This window comes from Xenorhabdus sp. PR6a, assembly GCF_028599065.1.
Lineage (GTDB): Bacteria > Pseudomonadota > Gammaproteobacteria > Enterobacterales > Enterobacteriaceae > Xenorhabdus > Xenorhabdus doucetiae.
Window position 1 is genome coordinate 61,735 of the sequence record NZ_JAQRFJ010000012.1, and the last position, 15,933, is coordinate 77,667.

Genomic DNA, 15,933 nt, shown 5'->3' on the forward strand with positions numbered 1-15,933 from the left:
TTTAGTTATTCATTTAGTTATTAATCACAAATTCGTTTTTATCACCGACAGGCAGTGCATCTGGTTCAACATTCATGGTACGCAGAACACCACTCATGATTGCGCCGAAGACCGGTGCTGAAACTGCACCGCCGTAATATTTACCTGCTTGTGGATCATCAACGATCACAACCAGTGAAAACCGTGGATGACTCGCAGGTGCAACCCCTGCGGTATAAGAAATATACCGCTTGACGTATTTGCCATCCGGCCCGACTTTTTTTGCCGTCCCCGTTTTAATCGCAATGCGATAGCCTTTTATCGCAGCCCGTACACCACCTCCTCCCGGTAATGCCACACTCTCCATCATGTGCACCACTGTCCGCATAATTGCTTCAGGAAATACTCGGGTGCCCGGTACGGGAGGATCGACTTTGGTAATTGACAGTGGGCGATACATGCCGAGACTGCCTATCGTTGCATAGACTCGCGCTAACTGTAACGGTGTTACCATCAGCCCGTAGCCGAAAGAAAAGGTGGCCCTATCGAGATCTGACCACCGCTGTTTATTGGTTGGAAATAAGCCACTACTTTCTCCGACCAGCCCCAAATTGGTCGGTTTTCCCATCCCAAAGCGTGAATAAACATCTACCAGCTCTGAGGCAGGCATCGCTAACGCCAGCTTAGACACACCAACGTTACTCGACTTCTGTAATATCCCAGTGATCGTTAATTCAGGACGCGGAGCAACATCTTTGATTTCATGCCCCCGTGAACCATATGTTAATCGGTATGGTCGGGTATCCAATACCGTATTTTCTTTGACAATGCCACTATTTAGCGCACTCATTACCACGAGCGGTTTCACCGTGGAACCGGGTTCAAAAATATCGGTAATGGCGCGGTTACGCATTGCGTCTTTCGGTGTTCCGGCCAAATTATTCGGGTTGTAAGATGGGCTGTTTGCCATCGCTAACACTTCGCCGGTATTGACGTCAACCAATACGGCGGAACCTGATTCGGCTTTGTTCAATGCAACCGCTTTCGCTAATTCGCGATACACCAAAGTTTGAAGGCGCTCGTCTATACTGAGGGTCAAATCGTGAGCGGCCATACTGTCTGTAGAGGCAATATCCTCAATAACATTCCCCTTACGATCTTTACGCACAGTCCGGCTTCCCGGTTTACCCGTCAGCCAGTTATCAAAACTCTTTTCAACCCCTTCAATACCTGCACCATCAATGTTAGTGACCCCAATAATATGTGCTGTCACCTGTCCAGCCGGATAATAACGGCGGGATTCCTGACGCAAGTAGATACCGGGTAGTTTCAATTTCTTGACATAATCGCCGATAGAGGTATTGACTTGACGGGCGAGGTAAATGAAGCGCCCCTTGGGATATTCGCTGATTTTGCCGGTTAATTGCTCAAGCGGGATGGAAAGCGCATCAGCCAACGCCTGCCAACGGGTGTCATCTGTGATGCCGCCTTTTTCAAACACTTCTTTGGGGTCTGCCCAGACCGCATCAACCGGCACACTCACTGCTAATGGACGTCCATTGCGATCATTAATCATGCCGCGGGCAGTCGGAATAGATTGGACGCGCAGGGAACGCGAATCACCTTCTTTTATCAAATGATCAGGATTGATGATCTGCAAATAGGCAACACGAATCAAAAGCCCGATTAAAGCAAACCCAATGCCTCCACACAGCAAGGCAAAACGCCAGCTTACAAAACTTGCTTTATCTTCTTGTTTTTTCAACTTTAAAGAGCGTGCAGCTTTCATCGCTTACCTTTTAGTTGTCAACTGGACTCATTGCGTTATCACAATATTTTCTTTACCTGGATCAACGTGTTGCATCTGCAATTTTTCAGTCGCAATGCGTTCAACCCGACTGTGATCACCCAGAGCATTCTCTTCAAGGAGCAGGTTACGCCACTCAATATCCAGAGCATCAAGCTGGATCACTTGATGCTCCTTTTCCACAATCAATAAACGGGTTTGATGCGTGACCGTCACAACACTGATGGCCGAAACGACAACTGCCACCAGTAAAATCAGTGGGAGTTTGGCATTGCGAATTAAATCCTGACCAATCACCCCAACTAACCCATGACGTTCACCAGCCATTATTCACCCGCCTTTTCAGCAAAGCGCAAAACCGAGCTTCGCGCTCTTGGGTTTGTGGCGATTTCACCCTCTGAGGGTTTCATCTTGCCAATGGATTTCAGACTTCTTCCCCCCAGCGTTTTTAACTGCGCTTCCGTGAGAGGCAAACCGACTGGAACCTGTGGCCCCTGACTGTGTTGTCGGATAAAGCGTTTCACGATGCGATCTTCCAACGAGTGGAAACTGATGACCGATAATCGCCCTTGTGGTGCGAGAACGCGCAGTGCACCCTCTAATGCGCGTTCTATCTCTTCCAGTTCACTGTTAATGTAAATCCTGATAGCCTGAAAACTGCGTGTTGCCGGATGCTTATGTTTTTCCTTCACTGGGCTTGCTTGAGCAATTAACTCTGCCAGTTCCCGGGTACGTGTAATCGGTTGTTCCTGATTACGGGCTACGATGGCTCTTGCAATGCGTTTGGCAAAACGTTCTTCGCCAAACGTTTTCAACACCCATGCGATGTCATCTGCTTCCGCTTTCATCAACCACTCTGCGGCAGATTGCCCACGCGTGGGATCCATACGCATATCCAATGGCCCATCACGCATAAATGAAAAACCACGTTCAGGATCATCCAGTTGTGGGGAAGAAACCCCTAAATCCAGCAGTACACCATTAATTTTTCCAACCAGATCCGCATCTTCTACATAAGTTGCCAATTCAGAAAATGGCCCATGTGTAATAGAAAAACGCTTGTCAGTAATGGCCTTTGACGCTTCGATGGCTTGCGGATCACGATCGATCGCCAGCAGACGTCCATTGGGCCCTAATTGCGACAAAATCAGGCGGGAATGCCCCCCTCGCCCAAACGTTCCATCGATATAAATTCCATCTTCTTGAATATTCAGTCCATTGACAGCTTCATCCAGTAATACACTGGTATGCTCAAAATGACGATTTGCCATATTTATAATGATAAGTCCTGTAGCCTTGCTGATAGAGGTTCTTGTGTGGATTGTTCAACCGCAATATCATTCTGTACCTGTTGATACCAAACTTGCTCATCCCACAATTCAAATTTATTAAATTGCCCAACCAGCATGACCTCTTTTGTTAGCCCTGCGTGCTGACGCAGTGTGCCGGCTAATAAAAGACGTCCTGCACTGTCCATTTGACATTCACTGGCGTGTCCCAATAACAAACGTTGAACGCGACGTTCAGCTGGATTCATGCTGGATAAGCGAGATAACTTTTCTTCGATGATTTCCCATTCGGGCAATGTATAAAGCAACAAGCACGGCTGATGAAGATCAATAGTACAAACCAGTTGGCCTGTTGATTCTTCATTCAGCATGTCTCTATATCGGGCGGGTACAGTGAGCCGCCCTTTACTATCGAGATTAACCAGCGTTGCTCCACGAAACATACTCAGGTTACCCCTTGATGGCTCAAATCTCCACATTATCCCACAAATCACCACAATTAAGAGTTTACGGATGGTATGAAAACCTTGTCAAGCCAGAGCCAGTGCGCTTTAGCTAGATTTACAGAAAGATTTGGAAGAGAAAAAGGAGGATTTTTCAGTTTTGGCGATATTAATAATAGATAACACTATGATAATTTTAAATAATTTAATAAATCTGTAGAGAGCCTTATTGGAAGTGGAATTTGACGCAAGTAATTACCACTTAAATTAATTTATGTAACACATCTCTCATTGTTAGCTGATTGTTAACCATTGCTGACCTATCAATAATAACAATATATTTAAGTTATAATAGTATAAAAAATAATAACATAGTGAAATTTATCATTTATCCCAAAATATAAAATGATTACATATCAATCAAGTAAGAAAATTATTCTAAAATAATAAATAACATACACAAACAATAATATTTCATTAGGAAATTATTCACATTGTGAATTTAAATATTGTCTTATCGATTTTAACGGTCATAAAAAGCGATTTAGCAGGAATTTTAGTCAGAATAGTCTTAAAGTTGCCTTAATCAGCCTATTTTGATAGTTTTCAGCAGCCAAACAGCACCCTCATCTTTCATGAGGGTACTCAATTAGTCTCTTCGACTCAACTTGCCGCGACGACATAGATGACGACGCATTTTGGTTATTCCAGGAGATGGGCGTTGTTTCTCATCCAAACTGGCCAATACCAGCTCAAGGGCTCGTTCAGCAACATCACGATGGCGTTGTGCTACAGACAATACCGGACATTCAAGGAAATCCAACAACTCATGATCGCCAAATGTGGCAATAACCAGTTGACTGGGTAAGCGGCCACTGCGCTTGAGAAGCGTATCCATAACGCCCTGAAGTAGCGCAAATGAGGTGGTATACAACGCCTGAGGGACTGGGTTCTTTTCCAACCATGATGCAAAGACTTCAGCCGCGGCTTCACGCTCATAGCTATTGGCATACAGGTAGTTGGCTTCCCGTGGATCATGTTCCCACGCTGCGCGAAAACCCTGTTCACGCAAGAAACTGACCGATAATTCAGGCAATGCACCCAGATAAAGAACAGATTCCGCTGGGAATTGACGCAACTCCTGTGCCAGCATCTTCGCATCTTCGAAATCATCCCCAACCACACTGATAAAGTGTTCGCTGTCCAGCGCCCGGTCAAGTGCGATGATGGGTAATGAACGATTGGCCCAACGCTGATAGAAAGGATGCTCAGGCGGCAAGGCGGTGGAAACAATGATAGCGTCAACCTGACGTTGCAAAAGATGTTCCACACAGCGCATTTCATTATCAGGCTGATCTTCAGAGCAGGCGATCAACAACTGGTAGCCACGCTGCCGAGCCTGACGTTCCAGGTAATTGGCAATACGTGTGTAGCTGGTATTTTCCAAGTCGGGTATAACCAGACCGATTGAACGGGTTCTCCCCGCCCGCAGGCCAGCAGCAACAGCATTAGGATGGTAATTATGTTCTTTGACCACGGCCATCACTTTTTCTACTGTTTTATCGCTGACCCGATACTGCCTGGCTTTACCATTGATAACATAACTGGCCGTAGTACGTGAAACACCTGCTAAGCGGGCGATCTCATCCAGTTTCACATTAACCCCTCAGTAAGATTATGAATATGAAAAAGCCCTACTTTACAGCAGGGCTCAATAAATATCTGTATTTTAACCCGCAGATTGCGATTTTTCATCGCATAATTTTATCTCCGCGAGAGACACCCACGAGGCCGGATCGCGCAACTTCCACAAGCTCCGCCACATCTCGGACGGAATCAAGAAAAGCATCCAGTTTTTCGCTCTTCCCCACTAATTGGACTGTATAGAGTGTTGACGTCACATCCACGATCTGCCCGCGAAAAATATCTGTGTTACGCTTAATCTCTTCCCGGCCATGCTCGCTGGCCTGTAATTTTACCAACATGATTTCACGCTCAATATGAGGCCCGGCCGTTAACTCGTTGACCCGCAACACATCCACCAATTTATGCAGTTGTTTTTCAATTTGCTCTAATACCTTGGCATCACCTTTGGTTTGAATGGTCATGCGTGACAAGGTGGGATCGTCAGTAGGCGCGACGGTCAAACTTTCGATGTTATAACCCCGCTGAGCGAATAAACCCACCACGCGGGATAATGCTCCCGATTCGTTTTCAAGTAATACAGACAAAATCCGGCGCATGATCAGGTCCTCTCTGTTTTGCTTAACCACATTTCATCCATTGCCCCACCTCGGATCTGCATTGGATAAACATGTTCTGTTTCATCAACGGTAACATCGACGAAAACCAAACGTTGATTTTCATTGACTTCATGCAGTGCCTGAGCCAGTTTCGTCTCCAATTCAGCGTAAGTTTGGATGGAGATACCAATATGACCATAAGACTCTGCCAATTTGACGAAATCAGGCAGGGATTCCATATAGGATTGAGAATGACGCCCCGCGTATAGCATATCCTGCCACTGTTTCACCATCCCTAAAAAACGGTTGTTCAGATTCAGTATCAGAACAGGCAGACCATATTGCGAGGCTGTGGATAATTCTTGAATATTCATCTGGATACTGCCATCCCCTGTCACGCATACCACTGTGGCTTCCGGTTTTGCCAGCTTCACGCCAAGCGCGGCAGGCAAACCAAACCCCATCGTCCCTAAACCACCGGAATTGATCCAATGCCTTGGTTTATCAAAGGGATAATGCAAAGCAGCAAACATCTGATGCTGACCCACATCTGACGCAAGATAGGCCTCCCCTTTGGTAAGACGATAAAGGGTTTCGATAACAGCCTGTGGCTTGATCTTCGCGGTCGTGTGATCGTAATCAAGACACTTGCGGCTGCGCCACTGCTCAATAGAAAGCCACCAATCTTTCAGAGCGTCGGGATCTTGGGTGTCTTCCATGGAATCCAACAATTCCAGCATTTGACCCAGCACCAGTTTGGCGTCGCCAACAATCGGGATATCCGCCGTCACCGTTTTCGAAATCGAAGTGGGATCGATATCAATATGGAGTACGGTCGCTTTTGGACAATATTTTTCCAGGTTATTGGTAGTTCGATCGTCAAAACGGACACCGACTGCAAAAATAACATCGGAATTGTGCATGGCTTTATTTGCTTCAAAAGTGCCGTGCATTCCTAACATTCCCAGATTCTGGCGATGAGTTGCTGGAAATGCGCCCAATCCCATCAATGAACTGACGACCGGAATGTGTAACTGTTCAGCCAGCTTCAACAACTCTGTTGCACATGCTGAATTGATGGCGCCCCCCCCGACATAAATCACGGGCTTTTTCGCGCCCATCAAGGTTTTCAATGTACGCTTAATTTGTCCCTTATGTCCCTGAACCGTTGGGTTATAAGAACGCATGTTAACTTTTTCAGGGTACACATACGGGAATTTTAATGCCGGATTGACCGTATCTTTGGGAAAATCGATAACAACAGGCCCTGGCCGCCCACTTGCAGCCAAGTAAAACGCTTTTTTAATGGTATTTGGGATATCTTCGGCTTTTTTCACCAGAAAACTATGCTTCACAATGGGACGGGAAATACCCACCATATCGCACTCCTGAAAAGCATCATTGCCTATCAGGGAACTGGCAACCTGACCTGATAATACGACCATGGGAATGGAATCCATGTATGCCGTTGCAATTCCCGTGATGGCATTCGTTGCCCCTGGCCCAGAGGTCACTAAGACAACCCCGACTTTTCCCGTACATCGCGCATATCCATCCGCCATATGAACAGCCCCCTGTTCATGGCGCACCAAAATATGTTCAACCCCTCCCACCGTATGCAGGGCATCATAGATATCCAATACCGCTCCACCCGGATAACCGAACACATGTTCAATCCCCTGATCGATGAGTGATCTGACAATCATTTCGGCTCCTGACAACATCTCCATCGAGTTTGCCTCCAGGCTCTGTTTGCAAGTTAATCGTCGGAATTTCATCGGATCACGGAAAAAGTGACCTGATTTATTCCATTTATTATTTATATAGAGTGAATTGCATTTAACACTCTTTCGAAAACACGCTATTTGATAACGTGCTATTCGATAACACCGAGTTAACTAACATAACGTTAGATACAAACGTTAGCAAACATCAATTTACATGTTGAAAACATTTGTTGAATGAAGAGCCGGATATTTGACTGTCTCAATCCCGATACATAGATTCAATTTCGCGCTGATAATGCTGGGAAATAACCTTACGGCGTAATTTCAATGTTGGCGTTAATTCGCCTTTTTCCATTGAGAAGGCTTCTGGTAACAGAATAAATCGTTTGACCTGATGGAAGTTAACGATATTTTTCTGCATTTCCTTTAATCGCCGTTCAAACAGATCGATAATCTGATGATGGCGCAGCAGCTCAAGACGATCAAAATAATGAAGATTAATCGATTTCGCATATTCCTCCAGCGCTTCATAGCTGGGAACAATCAGTGCAGAAACAAATTGGCGGGCATCGGCAATGACGGCAACATGTTCAATAAAACGATCCTGCCCTAACATCCCTTCAATCATTTGTGGTGCGATATATTTGCCGGTTGACGTTTTCATCAAATCTTTCAGGCGTTCAGTGATAAACAGATTACCGTCATCATCCAATCCTCCGGCATCGCCTGTCCGTAACCAACCATCCTCGGTAAAAGCGTGAACCGTTTCTTCTGGGCGGTTGAAGTAACCTTTCATAACAATCGGGCCACGCACCTGAATCTCCCCTTCCGCGCTGATGCGAACATCAACCCCCGGCAATGGCGTGCCAATGGAACCCAACAGGTAATTTTTTTCTTCCCAGCAAGAGACCGTGGCACACGTTTCTGTCATACCGTAGCCATATTTGATATTCAGGCCGATGGACAGGAAAAAACGGGTAATGGCATCGTCAAGGCGTGCTCCCGCCACTGGCAAGAACCGCACTCGCCCTCCCAAAAGATGGCGCAGCTTGTTGAGCACCAATTTGTCAGCCAATTGATCACTACCGCGCGTGAACGGACACCCTTTTTTATTCTTCTGCTGACGCAGCCAGCGGCTTTCCCCCTGTTTCAGCGCCCAATGAAAAATCATCCTGCGCCAAAAAGGTGCACGGGAAACTTTTTCTAAAATCGCACTATGCACTTTTTCATAAAAGCGGGGAACAGAACACATCACGGTCGGACGCACATCAGACATCGCTTCACGCACAAGATTGGTGTCAGTTAAGTAGACATTCAGGGCACCCGTGTGCATGACATAGTAACTCCACGCCCGTTCAAAGATATGAGACAGGGGCAGAAAACAGAGCGAGACATCGTGGTTGGTCAAGGTCAATCTCTGGTCATGCAGATAAAGCTGTGAAGCGATATTGCGGTAATCCAACATCACGCCTTTTGGCTCTCCGGTTGTTCCTGAAGTATAGATCAATGTGAAGAGGTCATTTAAATCCTGACCCGCAATACGGTTATCAAATTCGGCCTGATATTGCGAATAGTCATTGTTAATAAAGGCGGATAAATACTCTGCCTGCGGACATCCTCGCAAATCCACAGATTCATCCATCACAATCAGATGAGCAAGTTTGGGACACAGTTCAATCAGCGCTAATGCAATATCATATTGCTCCTGCCCACCGACAAATAACACCTGTGCTTCTGCATCATTGAGAATGAATGCCGCCTGATCACGGGTATTCGTCGCATATAGCGGCACCGTCACCGCCCGAAGCTGAAGAATCGCTAAATCAGCCAATGACCACGTCATACAATTCTGCGCAAAAATGCCCACTTTTCCCTGCACTTCAACGCCCAATGACAGTAATGCTTTTGCCACGGATTGCGTTGTGCATCCAACCTGTCGCCAGTTCATTTCAAGCTGTTCTGATGGTGACCATTGCCGAAATGCGATTTTTTCTGGATGCTCATGGAATTGCTGTTGAAATCGATTAACCAAGTGATAGGCGTGCAGAGAATCTGTTGTCACAATATATTCCTGTATAAATATTTTATTTAGCGTCTTCAGTAAGTGTATTGCCTACTTTTCAGCTTACAGATGTTAGCTATTTCCGCGCAGTCTACCTATTCCGAGTAAAAGGGGGAAGTCTATTTTGCTCTCTCCTCCCCCTGTCTTGCCTTAGCGTGATCTATTTTTGTTCACCAAGATGACTCAACAGTGATTTCATCCACTGGTGGCCCTTATCCCGGTCTGTTGAAGCATGCCATATTAAATAGCAAGGACGAGAGATCCGACCATTGGGCAGCGGCACTGAACAAATATTCAACTGTTCGGAATAATGTTCAACCATCCATTTTGGCACGATAGCGACTAAATATGTTTGAGAAACAATATTAAGAACACTATTTAAATCCGTCCCCTGATAAGAAATGGAGCCCAATAATTCCTGACTTTCATAGTAAGGCTTACTAAATGAATCTGCATTATCTAACGCAACAATGGCATGTCTTTCTTCCTGCAATTGTTGCTGAGTAATTCGCTGACCAATTCTGGGATGATGTTTAGAAACTGCCAGAACCAATTCATCATTAAACAGAGGATAATTATGGAAATCAGGGCGATCTAATGGATTATAACTGATGACAAATTCTATTTCCTGATATTTTAATTGCTTTTCAATATCATCACTAATTTGGGTTTTAATGACAACTTCAATATTAGAGGTATGTTTTTTTATTTTCCCAACAATTTGAGCCGCCAGACGGATATCAAGGGGACTACAAATAGAAAGATTAAATATCCTTGTACTATTGCCGGGATCAAACCCCACCCCGGGCAACTCATTATGAACAATTTGCAGTGCCTGCCTGAGTGGTCCAAAAAGCTGTTTGGCTCTCGCCGTTGGTTGAATCCCCCGGCCATAACGAACAAATAATTCATCATCAAACATGGTCTTCAGACGCGCGACGGCATTACTGACAGCCGGTTGCGACATTCCCAATGCCTGAGCCGCGCGTGTAATATTCTGCATTTGCATGACCGTATCAAAAACCGTAAGCAAATTGAGATCGACACTACGCAATTGAACATCACATGGCCCTTTTTTTCCTGTGGTTGCTGAGTTGTATTCAGTCATTGTTTCACTCCACTAAACTTATAGCAGTGACCTCATTAAACAAATAAGATCAATTACCCCAATTCGTTGTAAAATAAATTGAGATTCATCCTTGTACAAAAATTAAATAGGCATAACCCATGCGTTTTATCTACGTAAACGTAATATTTTTATAGGCATGAATATTAATACGCTATATATGAGCAGTAATAGCTCATAATAAAATAATCATATTCCAACCTATTATCAGAACTCGCTATTAATATTCTCTATCAAGAAAACGATCGAATATATTAAATAACAGTCGCTTCTTCCAATATATTGAAAAACAATTTATTAATATTCTATATGGTTATGATTTCTTAACCTAAAAACAGTGTGATTAACATCCATCTATCCTTGTTCCTTAGAAATATAATGCCTGTATAAAATAACAGGCATCACATTTATCATCCATCAGAGCCGGATTTTACTCCATATATAGCGACGAAAAATAGATAAAAACATCGCTAAAAATGTAAAAAATAGTCACCAAACCTAACAATTGTTCAACAAACAACCATTAATGAGCATGATTCACTCTGAATTTAGATTCATAGCGCTTGACATTATTTTTTAGATAAAGTATCTATAAATACATTGACTGACAGTTAAAATTAATTTAACAAATTTATAAAAGGTTAACTCACATGATTTCCCCTATTTTTCTACTAAGCCTACTACTTATCGCCTTTCGTGTGCGCGGTATGCTGGTGGGTGGAAAACAGGGCTAAGTTAACCTCCAATCAGAAACAGAAAACCCGCGCACGGCGCGGGTTTTTTTTACCTGCTCGGCGCTCAAAAATAACACACAGTTACAACTAAGTTACCTAATTAAATCATCTGGTTAGTCTATTTAACAGGAGCACAACATGAGCCAGCAAGTTATTATCTTCGATACAACATTACGTGATGGAGAACAGGCATTACAGGCCAGCCTGAGTGTAAAAGAGAAACTGCAAATCGCTTATGCACTGGAAAGGCTGGGAGTTGATATCATTGAAGCCGGTTTCCCCGTTTCTTCTCCGGGCGATTTTAAATCCGTTCAAACCATCGCCCGTGAAATCAAAAATAGCCGTATCTGTGCCTTATCCCGCTGCGTTGACAATGATATTGATGTCGCCGCGGAAGCCCTGAAAGTGGCTGAAGCCTTCCGCCTGCATATGGTACTGGCTACCTCAAACCTGCACGTCGAACATAAATTAAAAAGAACCTTTGATGATGTTGTGGAAATGGCGGTTCGCTCCATCAAACGGGCACGCAATTACACTGATGATGTCGAGTTTTCCTGTGAAGATGCAGGCCGTACCGATATCGATAATTTGTGCAAAATCGTTGAGCAAGCCATCAAAGCGGGCGCCACCACTGTCAACATTCCAGACACGGTGGGCTATACCACACCTTACCAATTTGGCGGTATTATCCGCACTTTATTTGACCGTGTACCTAATATTGATAAAGCGATTATTTCCGTCCATTGCCACGACGATTTAGGCATGTCCGTCGCTAACTCGATTACGGCAGTGCAGGCAGGTGCCCGTCAAATTGAGGGTACAATCAATGGATTGGGAGAACGCGCAGGCAACTGTTCGTTGGAAGAAGTGATCATGACGATCAAAACACGCCAGCAAATGTTGGGGGTGCATACCAATATCAACCACAAAGAAATTTACCGTACCAGCCAGTTAGTCAGCCAAATTTGCCATACGCCGATCCCCGCCCATAAAGCCATTGTTGGCAGTAACGCATTTTCCCACTCGTCCGGCATTCATCAGGATGGTGTCCTGAAAAACCGTGAAACTTACGAAATCATGACACCAGAATCCATCGGTCTGAAAGATACCCAATTGAACCTGACTTCGCGTTCCGGGCGTGCCGCAGTGAAACATCGCATGACAGAAATGGGCTATCAAGAGGATGACTATGATCTGGATGCGCTGTATCAAGCATTCTTAAAATTAGCAGACAAAAAAGGACGGGTGTTTGATTACGATTTGGAAGCCTTAGTGTTCATCAATCAACAGCAGCAAGAGAATGAACATTTCCGTCTGGACTATTTTAGTATCCAGTCGGGCACCAATATTGTACCCACTGCCACTGTTCGTCTGGCTTGCGGAGATGAACTCAAATCGGAAGCCTCGACAGGCAATGGGACTGTTGACGCTATCTATCAGGCCATTAACCGTATTACGGGTTATCCACTGGAATTAATTTCTTATCAATTATCCGGCAAGGGACATGGTAAAGATGCTCTCGGTCAGGTTGATATTATTGTCGAGTGTTTTGGCCGCCGTTTTCATGGAATGGGTTTGGAAACTGACATCATCGAATCCTCTGCCAAGGCAATGATCCACGTCTTGAATAACATCTGGCAAGCTGAACAAGTCGAAAAAGAGAAGCAACGCCTCTCCCAAGGCAATAATGTCCAGAGCAATATTCAAAACGATAACCGGAACAACACAAAGGAAACTGCATAATCATGTCCTCAAGCCAATCTATTTCAAATTACGCGACGCCAAGCAAGCAAGATCATCACTGTCATATTGCGGTTTTGCCGGGTGATGGCATTGGCTCGGAAGTGATGAAGCAAGCCTACAAAGTGTTGGATGCCATCCGTCACCGTTTTAATATCCATATCACAACCAGCGCATATGATGTGGGCGGGATTGCCATTGATCGTCATAGCACGCCGTTGCCTCAAGAAACGATTGCTGGCTGTGAAAAAGCCAACGCGATCCTATTTGGCTCCGTAGGGGGGCCAAAATGGCAACACCTCCCGCCAGCAGAACAGCCAGAACGGGGCGCATTATTGCCACTGCGCAAGCATTTCAAACTGTTCAGTAACTTACGTCCGGCACGCTTATATGCAGGCCTAGAATCTTTTTGCCCCCTTCGCCATGACATTGCCGCCAAGGGCTTTGATATTTTATGCGTCCGTGAGCTGACGGGGGGTATTTATTTTGGTCAACCCAAAGGGCGTGAAGGTGAAGGGAAATATGAGCGTGCTTTCGATACTGAGATTTATCATCGTTTCGAGATAGAGCGGATCGCACGCATTGCGTTCGAATCCGCGCGCAAGCGTCGCCATAAGGTCACTTCGATTGATAAAGCGAATGTTTTGCAAAGCTCTGTGCTATGGCGTGAAGTCGTCAGCGAAATCGCCAAAGACTATCCTGACATTGCAATCGAACATATGTATATCGATAACGCCACCATGCAACTGATCAAAGATCCGGCGCAATTCGACGTTCTGTTATGTTCCAATATCTTCGGTGATATTTTATCCGATGAGTGTGCCATGATCACCGGCTCAATGGGCATGTTACCTTCTGCCAGCCTGAATGAAAAAGGGTTCGGCTTATACGAACCTGCGGGCGGTTCAGCCCCTGATATTGCAGGCAAAAACATCGCTAATCCAATTGCCCAAATATTATCCACAGCCCTGTTACTGCGTTATAGCCTTGGGCGCCTTGATGCCGCAGATGCTATTGAACGGGCAATCAACCGTGCTTTGGAACAAGGTTATCGTACCGCCGATCTCGCGGGTAATGGCAGAGCGGTCAGCACCGATGAAATGGGCGATATCATTGCACGTTATATCACCGAAGAGGTTTAGGTAAAGCGAACCCATTGAAAAAGCCAGTAAGTTAACTTACTGGTTGCCCTCTATTTCATCATTGGCTCGAATTACAAGGTAAATGCAGAGTGAGAGGCGTAAAAATGAACACCTTTGGCGAATTTGATTTCAAATCTGCGTGATTTACGCCTCCGGAAGGATAATTCACAGGAAAAGCTAAAGTTATAAACATTTATTGTCTAACCAGAACCATTTTATTCACTTTTTCTGTGGATATGTATGTGAAAAAGAACGGGGTAAAGCGGGTATACTTTTATTACATACTTTTACACTCGCGAGAGGTGTAAATTAATAATTATTAAATTTCAATATGTTAATACATTTTATACCGCTTTTAACAAGATATCTTACCGATGAAAATTTTCGTCTTTTCTCACGATGAACAAATATCAATCAGTGATGATTTTATCCACAGGATATGCCTTTTAGTTAAACAAAAATCGCCTATTTTTGTAGAAAACATCATTCATGAGGGCTGTAAATCAAACCAGTGATCTCACTTTTTATCACTTATCCCATAAATCTGTGGATAACATGGTGTAAGATCCTGTTTATTATCACTGGGAATAGGTGAACAATCATAACAAGTCTATTTTTAATGCAGAAAACACCAATGAAAAAATCTTTTATATCATGCTATTATCAAAATGATCACGCCAATGATAAATTAATAATGATTTCCCAAAAATGACGCGAACATTTTTTAACCAGTGAAAAATAGACTCTATAACATGTACTTTACACCTCCGGCACCGCCTGAAAACGAACAAAAACTATTCAATCGCGCTCAATCTCTGGCGGGCTTCTCTATGGGTGAATTGGCTGCACTCGCCAAGCTCCCCATTCCCCCCAATTTAAAACGTGATAAAGGTTGGGTCGGTATGTTGCTTGAATATTATTTAGGTGCGAATGCCGGCAGCAAACCCGAACAAGACTTTGAACATATCGGTGTCGAGCTGAAAACTATCCCTGTGGATAGCAAAGGTTACCCACTAGAAACCACCTTTGTCTGTGTTGCGCCTTTAACAGGTAACAGCGGCATTCGATGGGAAAACTGTCACGTCAGGCGTAAATTATCCCGCGTCCTGTGGATACCCGTTGAGGGAGAAAGGCATATTCCACTTTCCGATCGTCGCGTAGGCTCCCCGCTGCTCTGGAGCCCAAATGTCATTGAAGAAGAGTTACTGCGGCGCGATTGGGAAGAACTCATGGATCTCATTGTATTAGGGAAAGTCGAGAGCATTACCGCCCGTCATGGTGAAGTGTTACAGCTACGTCCAAAAGCTGCCAATAGCCGGGCATTGACAGAAGCAATAGGTGAATACGGTCAGCCAATCATGACGTTGCCCAGAGGTTTTTATTTGAAGAAAAATTTTACAGCGCCATTATTGGCTCGCCACTTCTTCTTATGATCCGTAATTCTGGTTGGCTAAATTAGCATTTTGCTTTCAGTTTAAAATCAAACTTAGTGTCGCCCACCCATTCGACATCGAGTTCTAATTGAGAATAAGGCGATATTTTTACCGCGGAAATATCCACAAAACCAGTTGACGGATCATAGTCAAGATAGAAAGTACCAATCAGTGGGTAACTGCGGTTGATCCTGTTTCTGATATAAAT

General features: G+C 44.5%; 12 protein-coding genes and 1 pseudogene. 3 read left to right on the plus strand and 10 right to left on the minus strand.

All coding sequences use genetic code 11. The annotated features are described in order from the left end of the window. Positions 1 to 13 precede the first annotated feature (13 nt). The 9 genes from PSI15_RS05330 to leuO all read right to left on the minus strand — a co-directional run bounded on the left by PSI15_RS05330 (position 14) and on the right by leuO (position 10,658). The gene (locus PSI15_RS05330; RefSeq protein ID WP_273582615.1) at positions 14 to 1,768 is read right to left on the minus strand and encodes a peptidoglycan glycosyltransferase FtsI; all 1,755 of its coding nucleotides are present in this window, start codon (positions 1,766 to 1,768) and stop codon (positions 14 to 16) included. A gap of 27 nt (positions 1,769 to 1,795) precedes the next feature. Beyond that, complete coding sequence (gene ftsL, locus PSI15_RS05335) at positions 1,796 to 2,116, minus strand: cell division protein FtsL (RefSeq protein WP_273582629.1); 321 nt, start codon at positions 2,114 to 2,116, stop codon at positions 1,796 to 1,798. Beyond that, a complete protein-coding gene (gene rsmH, locus PSI15_RS05340; protein ID WP_273582616.1) occupies positions 2,113 to 3,057 on the minus strand; it encodes a 16S rRNA (cytosine(1402)-N(4))-methyltransferase RsmH in 945 nt (314 codons plus the stop codon). Before rsmH ends, ftsL begins: the two co-directional genes overlap by 4 nt. A gap of 2 nt (positions 3,058 to 3,059) precedes the next feature. Continuing rightward, a complete protein-coding gene (gene mraZ, locus PSI15_RS05345; RefSeq protein ID WP_273582617.1) occupies positions 3,060 to 3,518 on the minus strand; it encodes a division/cell wall cluster transcriptional repressor MraZ in 459 nt (152 codons plus the stop codon). A gap of 649 nt (positions 3,519 to 4,167) precedes the next feature. After that, complete coding sequence (cra, locus tag PSI15_RS05350) at positions 4,168 to 5,175, minus strand: catabolite repressor/activator (protein ID WP_273582618.1); 1,008 nt, start codon at positions 5,173 to 5,175, stop codon at positions 4,168 to 4,170. Between the two features lie 94 nt (positions 5,176 to 5,269). Beyond that, on the minus strand, positions 5,270 to 5,761 hold the full coding sequence (gene ilvN / locus PSI15_RS05355; RefSeq protein WP_273582619.1) for an acetolactate synthase small subunit: 492 nt from the start codon (positions 5,759 to 5,761) through the stop codon (positions 5,270 to 5,272). Between the two features lie 2 nt (positions 5,762 to 5,763). After that, entirely contained in the window at positions 5,764 to 7,491 is a 1,728-nt protein-coding gene (gene ilvI / locus PSI15_RS05360) for an acetolactate synthase 3 large subunit (RefSeq protein ID WP_273582620.1), read from the minus strand. A 256-nt stretch (positions 7,492 to 7,747) separates the two neighbouring features. Next, positions 7,748 to 9,550 (minus strand): AMP-dependent synthetase/ligase, encoded by a 1,803-nt coding sequence (locus PSI15_RS05365; RefSeq protein WP_273582621.1) that lies wholly within the window; start codon positions 9,548 to 9,550, stop codon positions 7,748 to 7,750. Between the two features lie 160 nt (positions 9,551 to 9,710). Then, positions 9,711 to 10,658 (minus strand): transcriptional regulator LeuO, encoded by a 948-nt coding sequence (gene leuO, locus PSI15_RS05370; protein WP_273582622.1) that lies wholly within the window; start codon positions 10,656 to 10,658, stop codon positions 9,711 to 9,713. Positions 10,659 to 11,548: 890 nt separating this feature from the next. On the opposite strand from leuO, the gene leuA reads away from it, so the two are divergent. From leuA to mutH, 3 genes are all read left to right on the plus strand, one after another. Then, positions 11,549 to 13,153, plus strand: a complete 1,605-nt coding sequence (leuA, locus tag PSI15_RS05375) for a 2-isopropylmalate synthase (RefSeq protein WP_273582623.1) — start codon at positions 11,549 to 11,551, stop codon at positions 13,151 to 13,153. Between the two features lie 2 nt (positions 13,154 to 13,155). Beyond that, positions 13,156 to 14,292 carry a 3-isopropylmalate dehydrogenase gene (leuB, locus tag PSI15_RS05380; protein ID WP_273582624.1) on the plus strand — a complete coding sequence of 379 codons (1,137 nt, stop codon included), beginning with the start codon at positions 13,156 to 13,158 and terminating at the stop codon, positions 14,290 to 14,292. 752 nt (positions 14,293 to 15,044) lie between these two features. Beyond that, positions 15,045 to 15,725 carry a DNA mismatch repair endonuclease MutH gene (gene mutH, locus PSI15_RS05385; RefSeq protein ID WP_273582625.1) on the plus strand — a complete coding sequence of 227 codons (681 nt, stop codon included), beginning with the start codon at positions 15,045 to 15,047 and terminating at the stop codon, positions 15,723 to 15,725. Between the two features lie 22 nt (positions 15,726 to 15,747). Here the strand turns inward: mutH and PSI15_RS05390 are convergent. Further along, a pseudogene (locus tag PSI15_RS05390) lies at positions 15,748 to 15,933 on the minus strand (hypothetical protein); the annotation flags it as partial.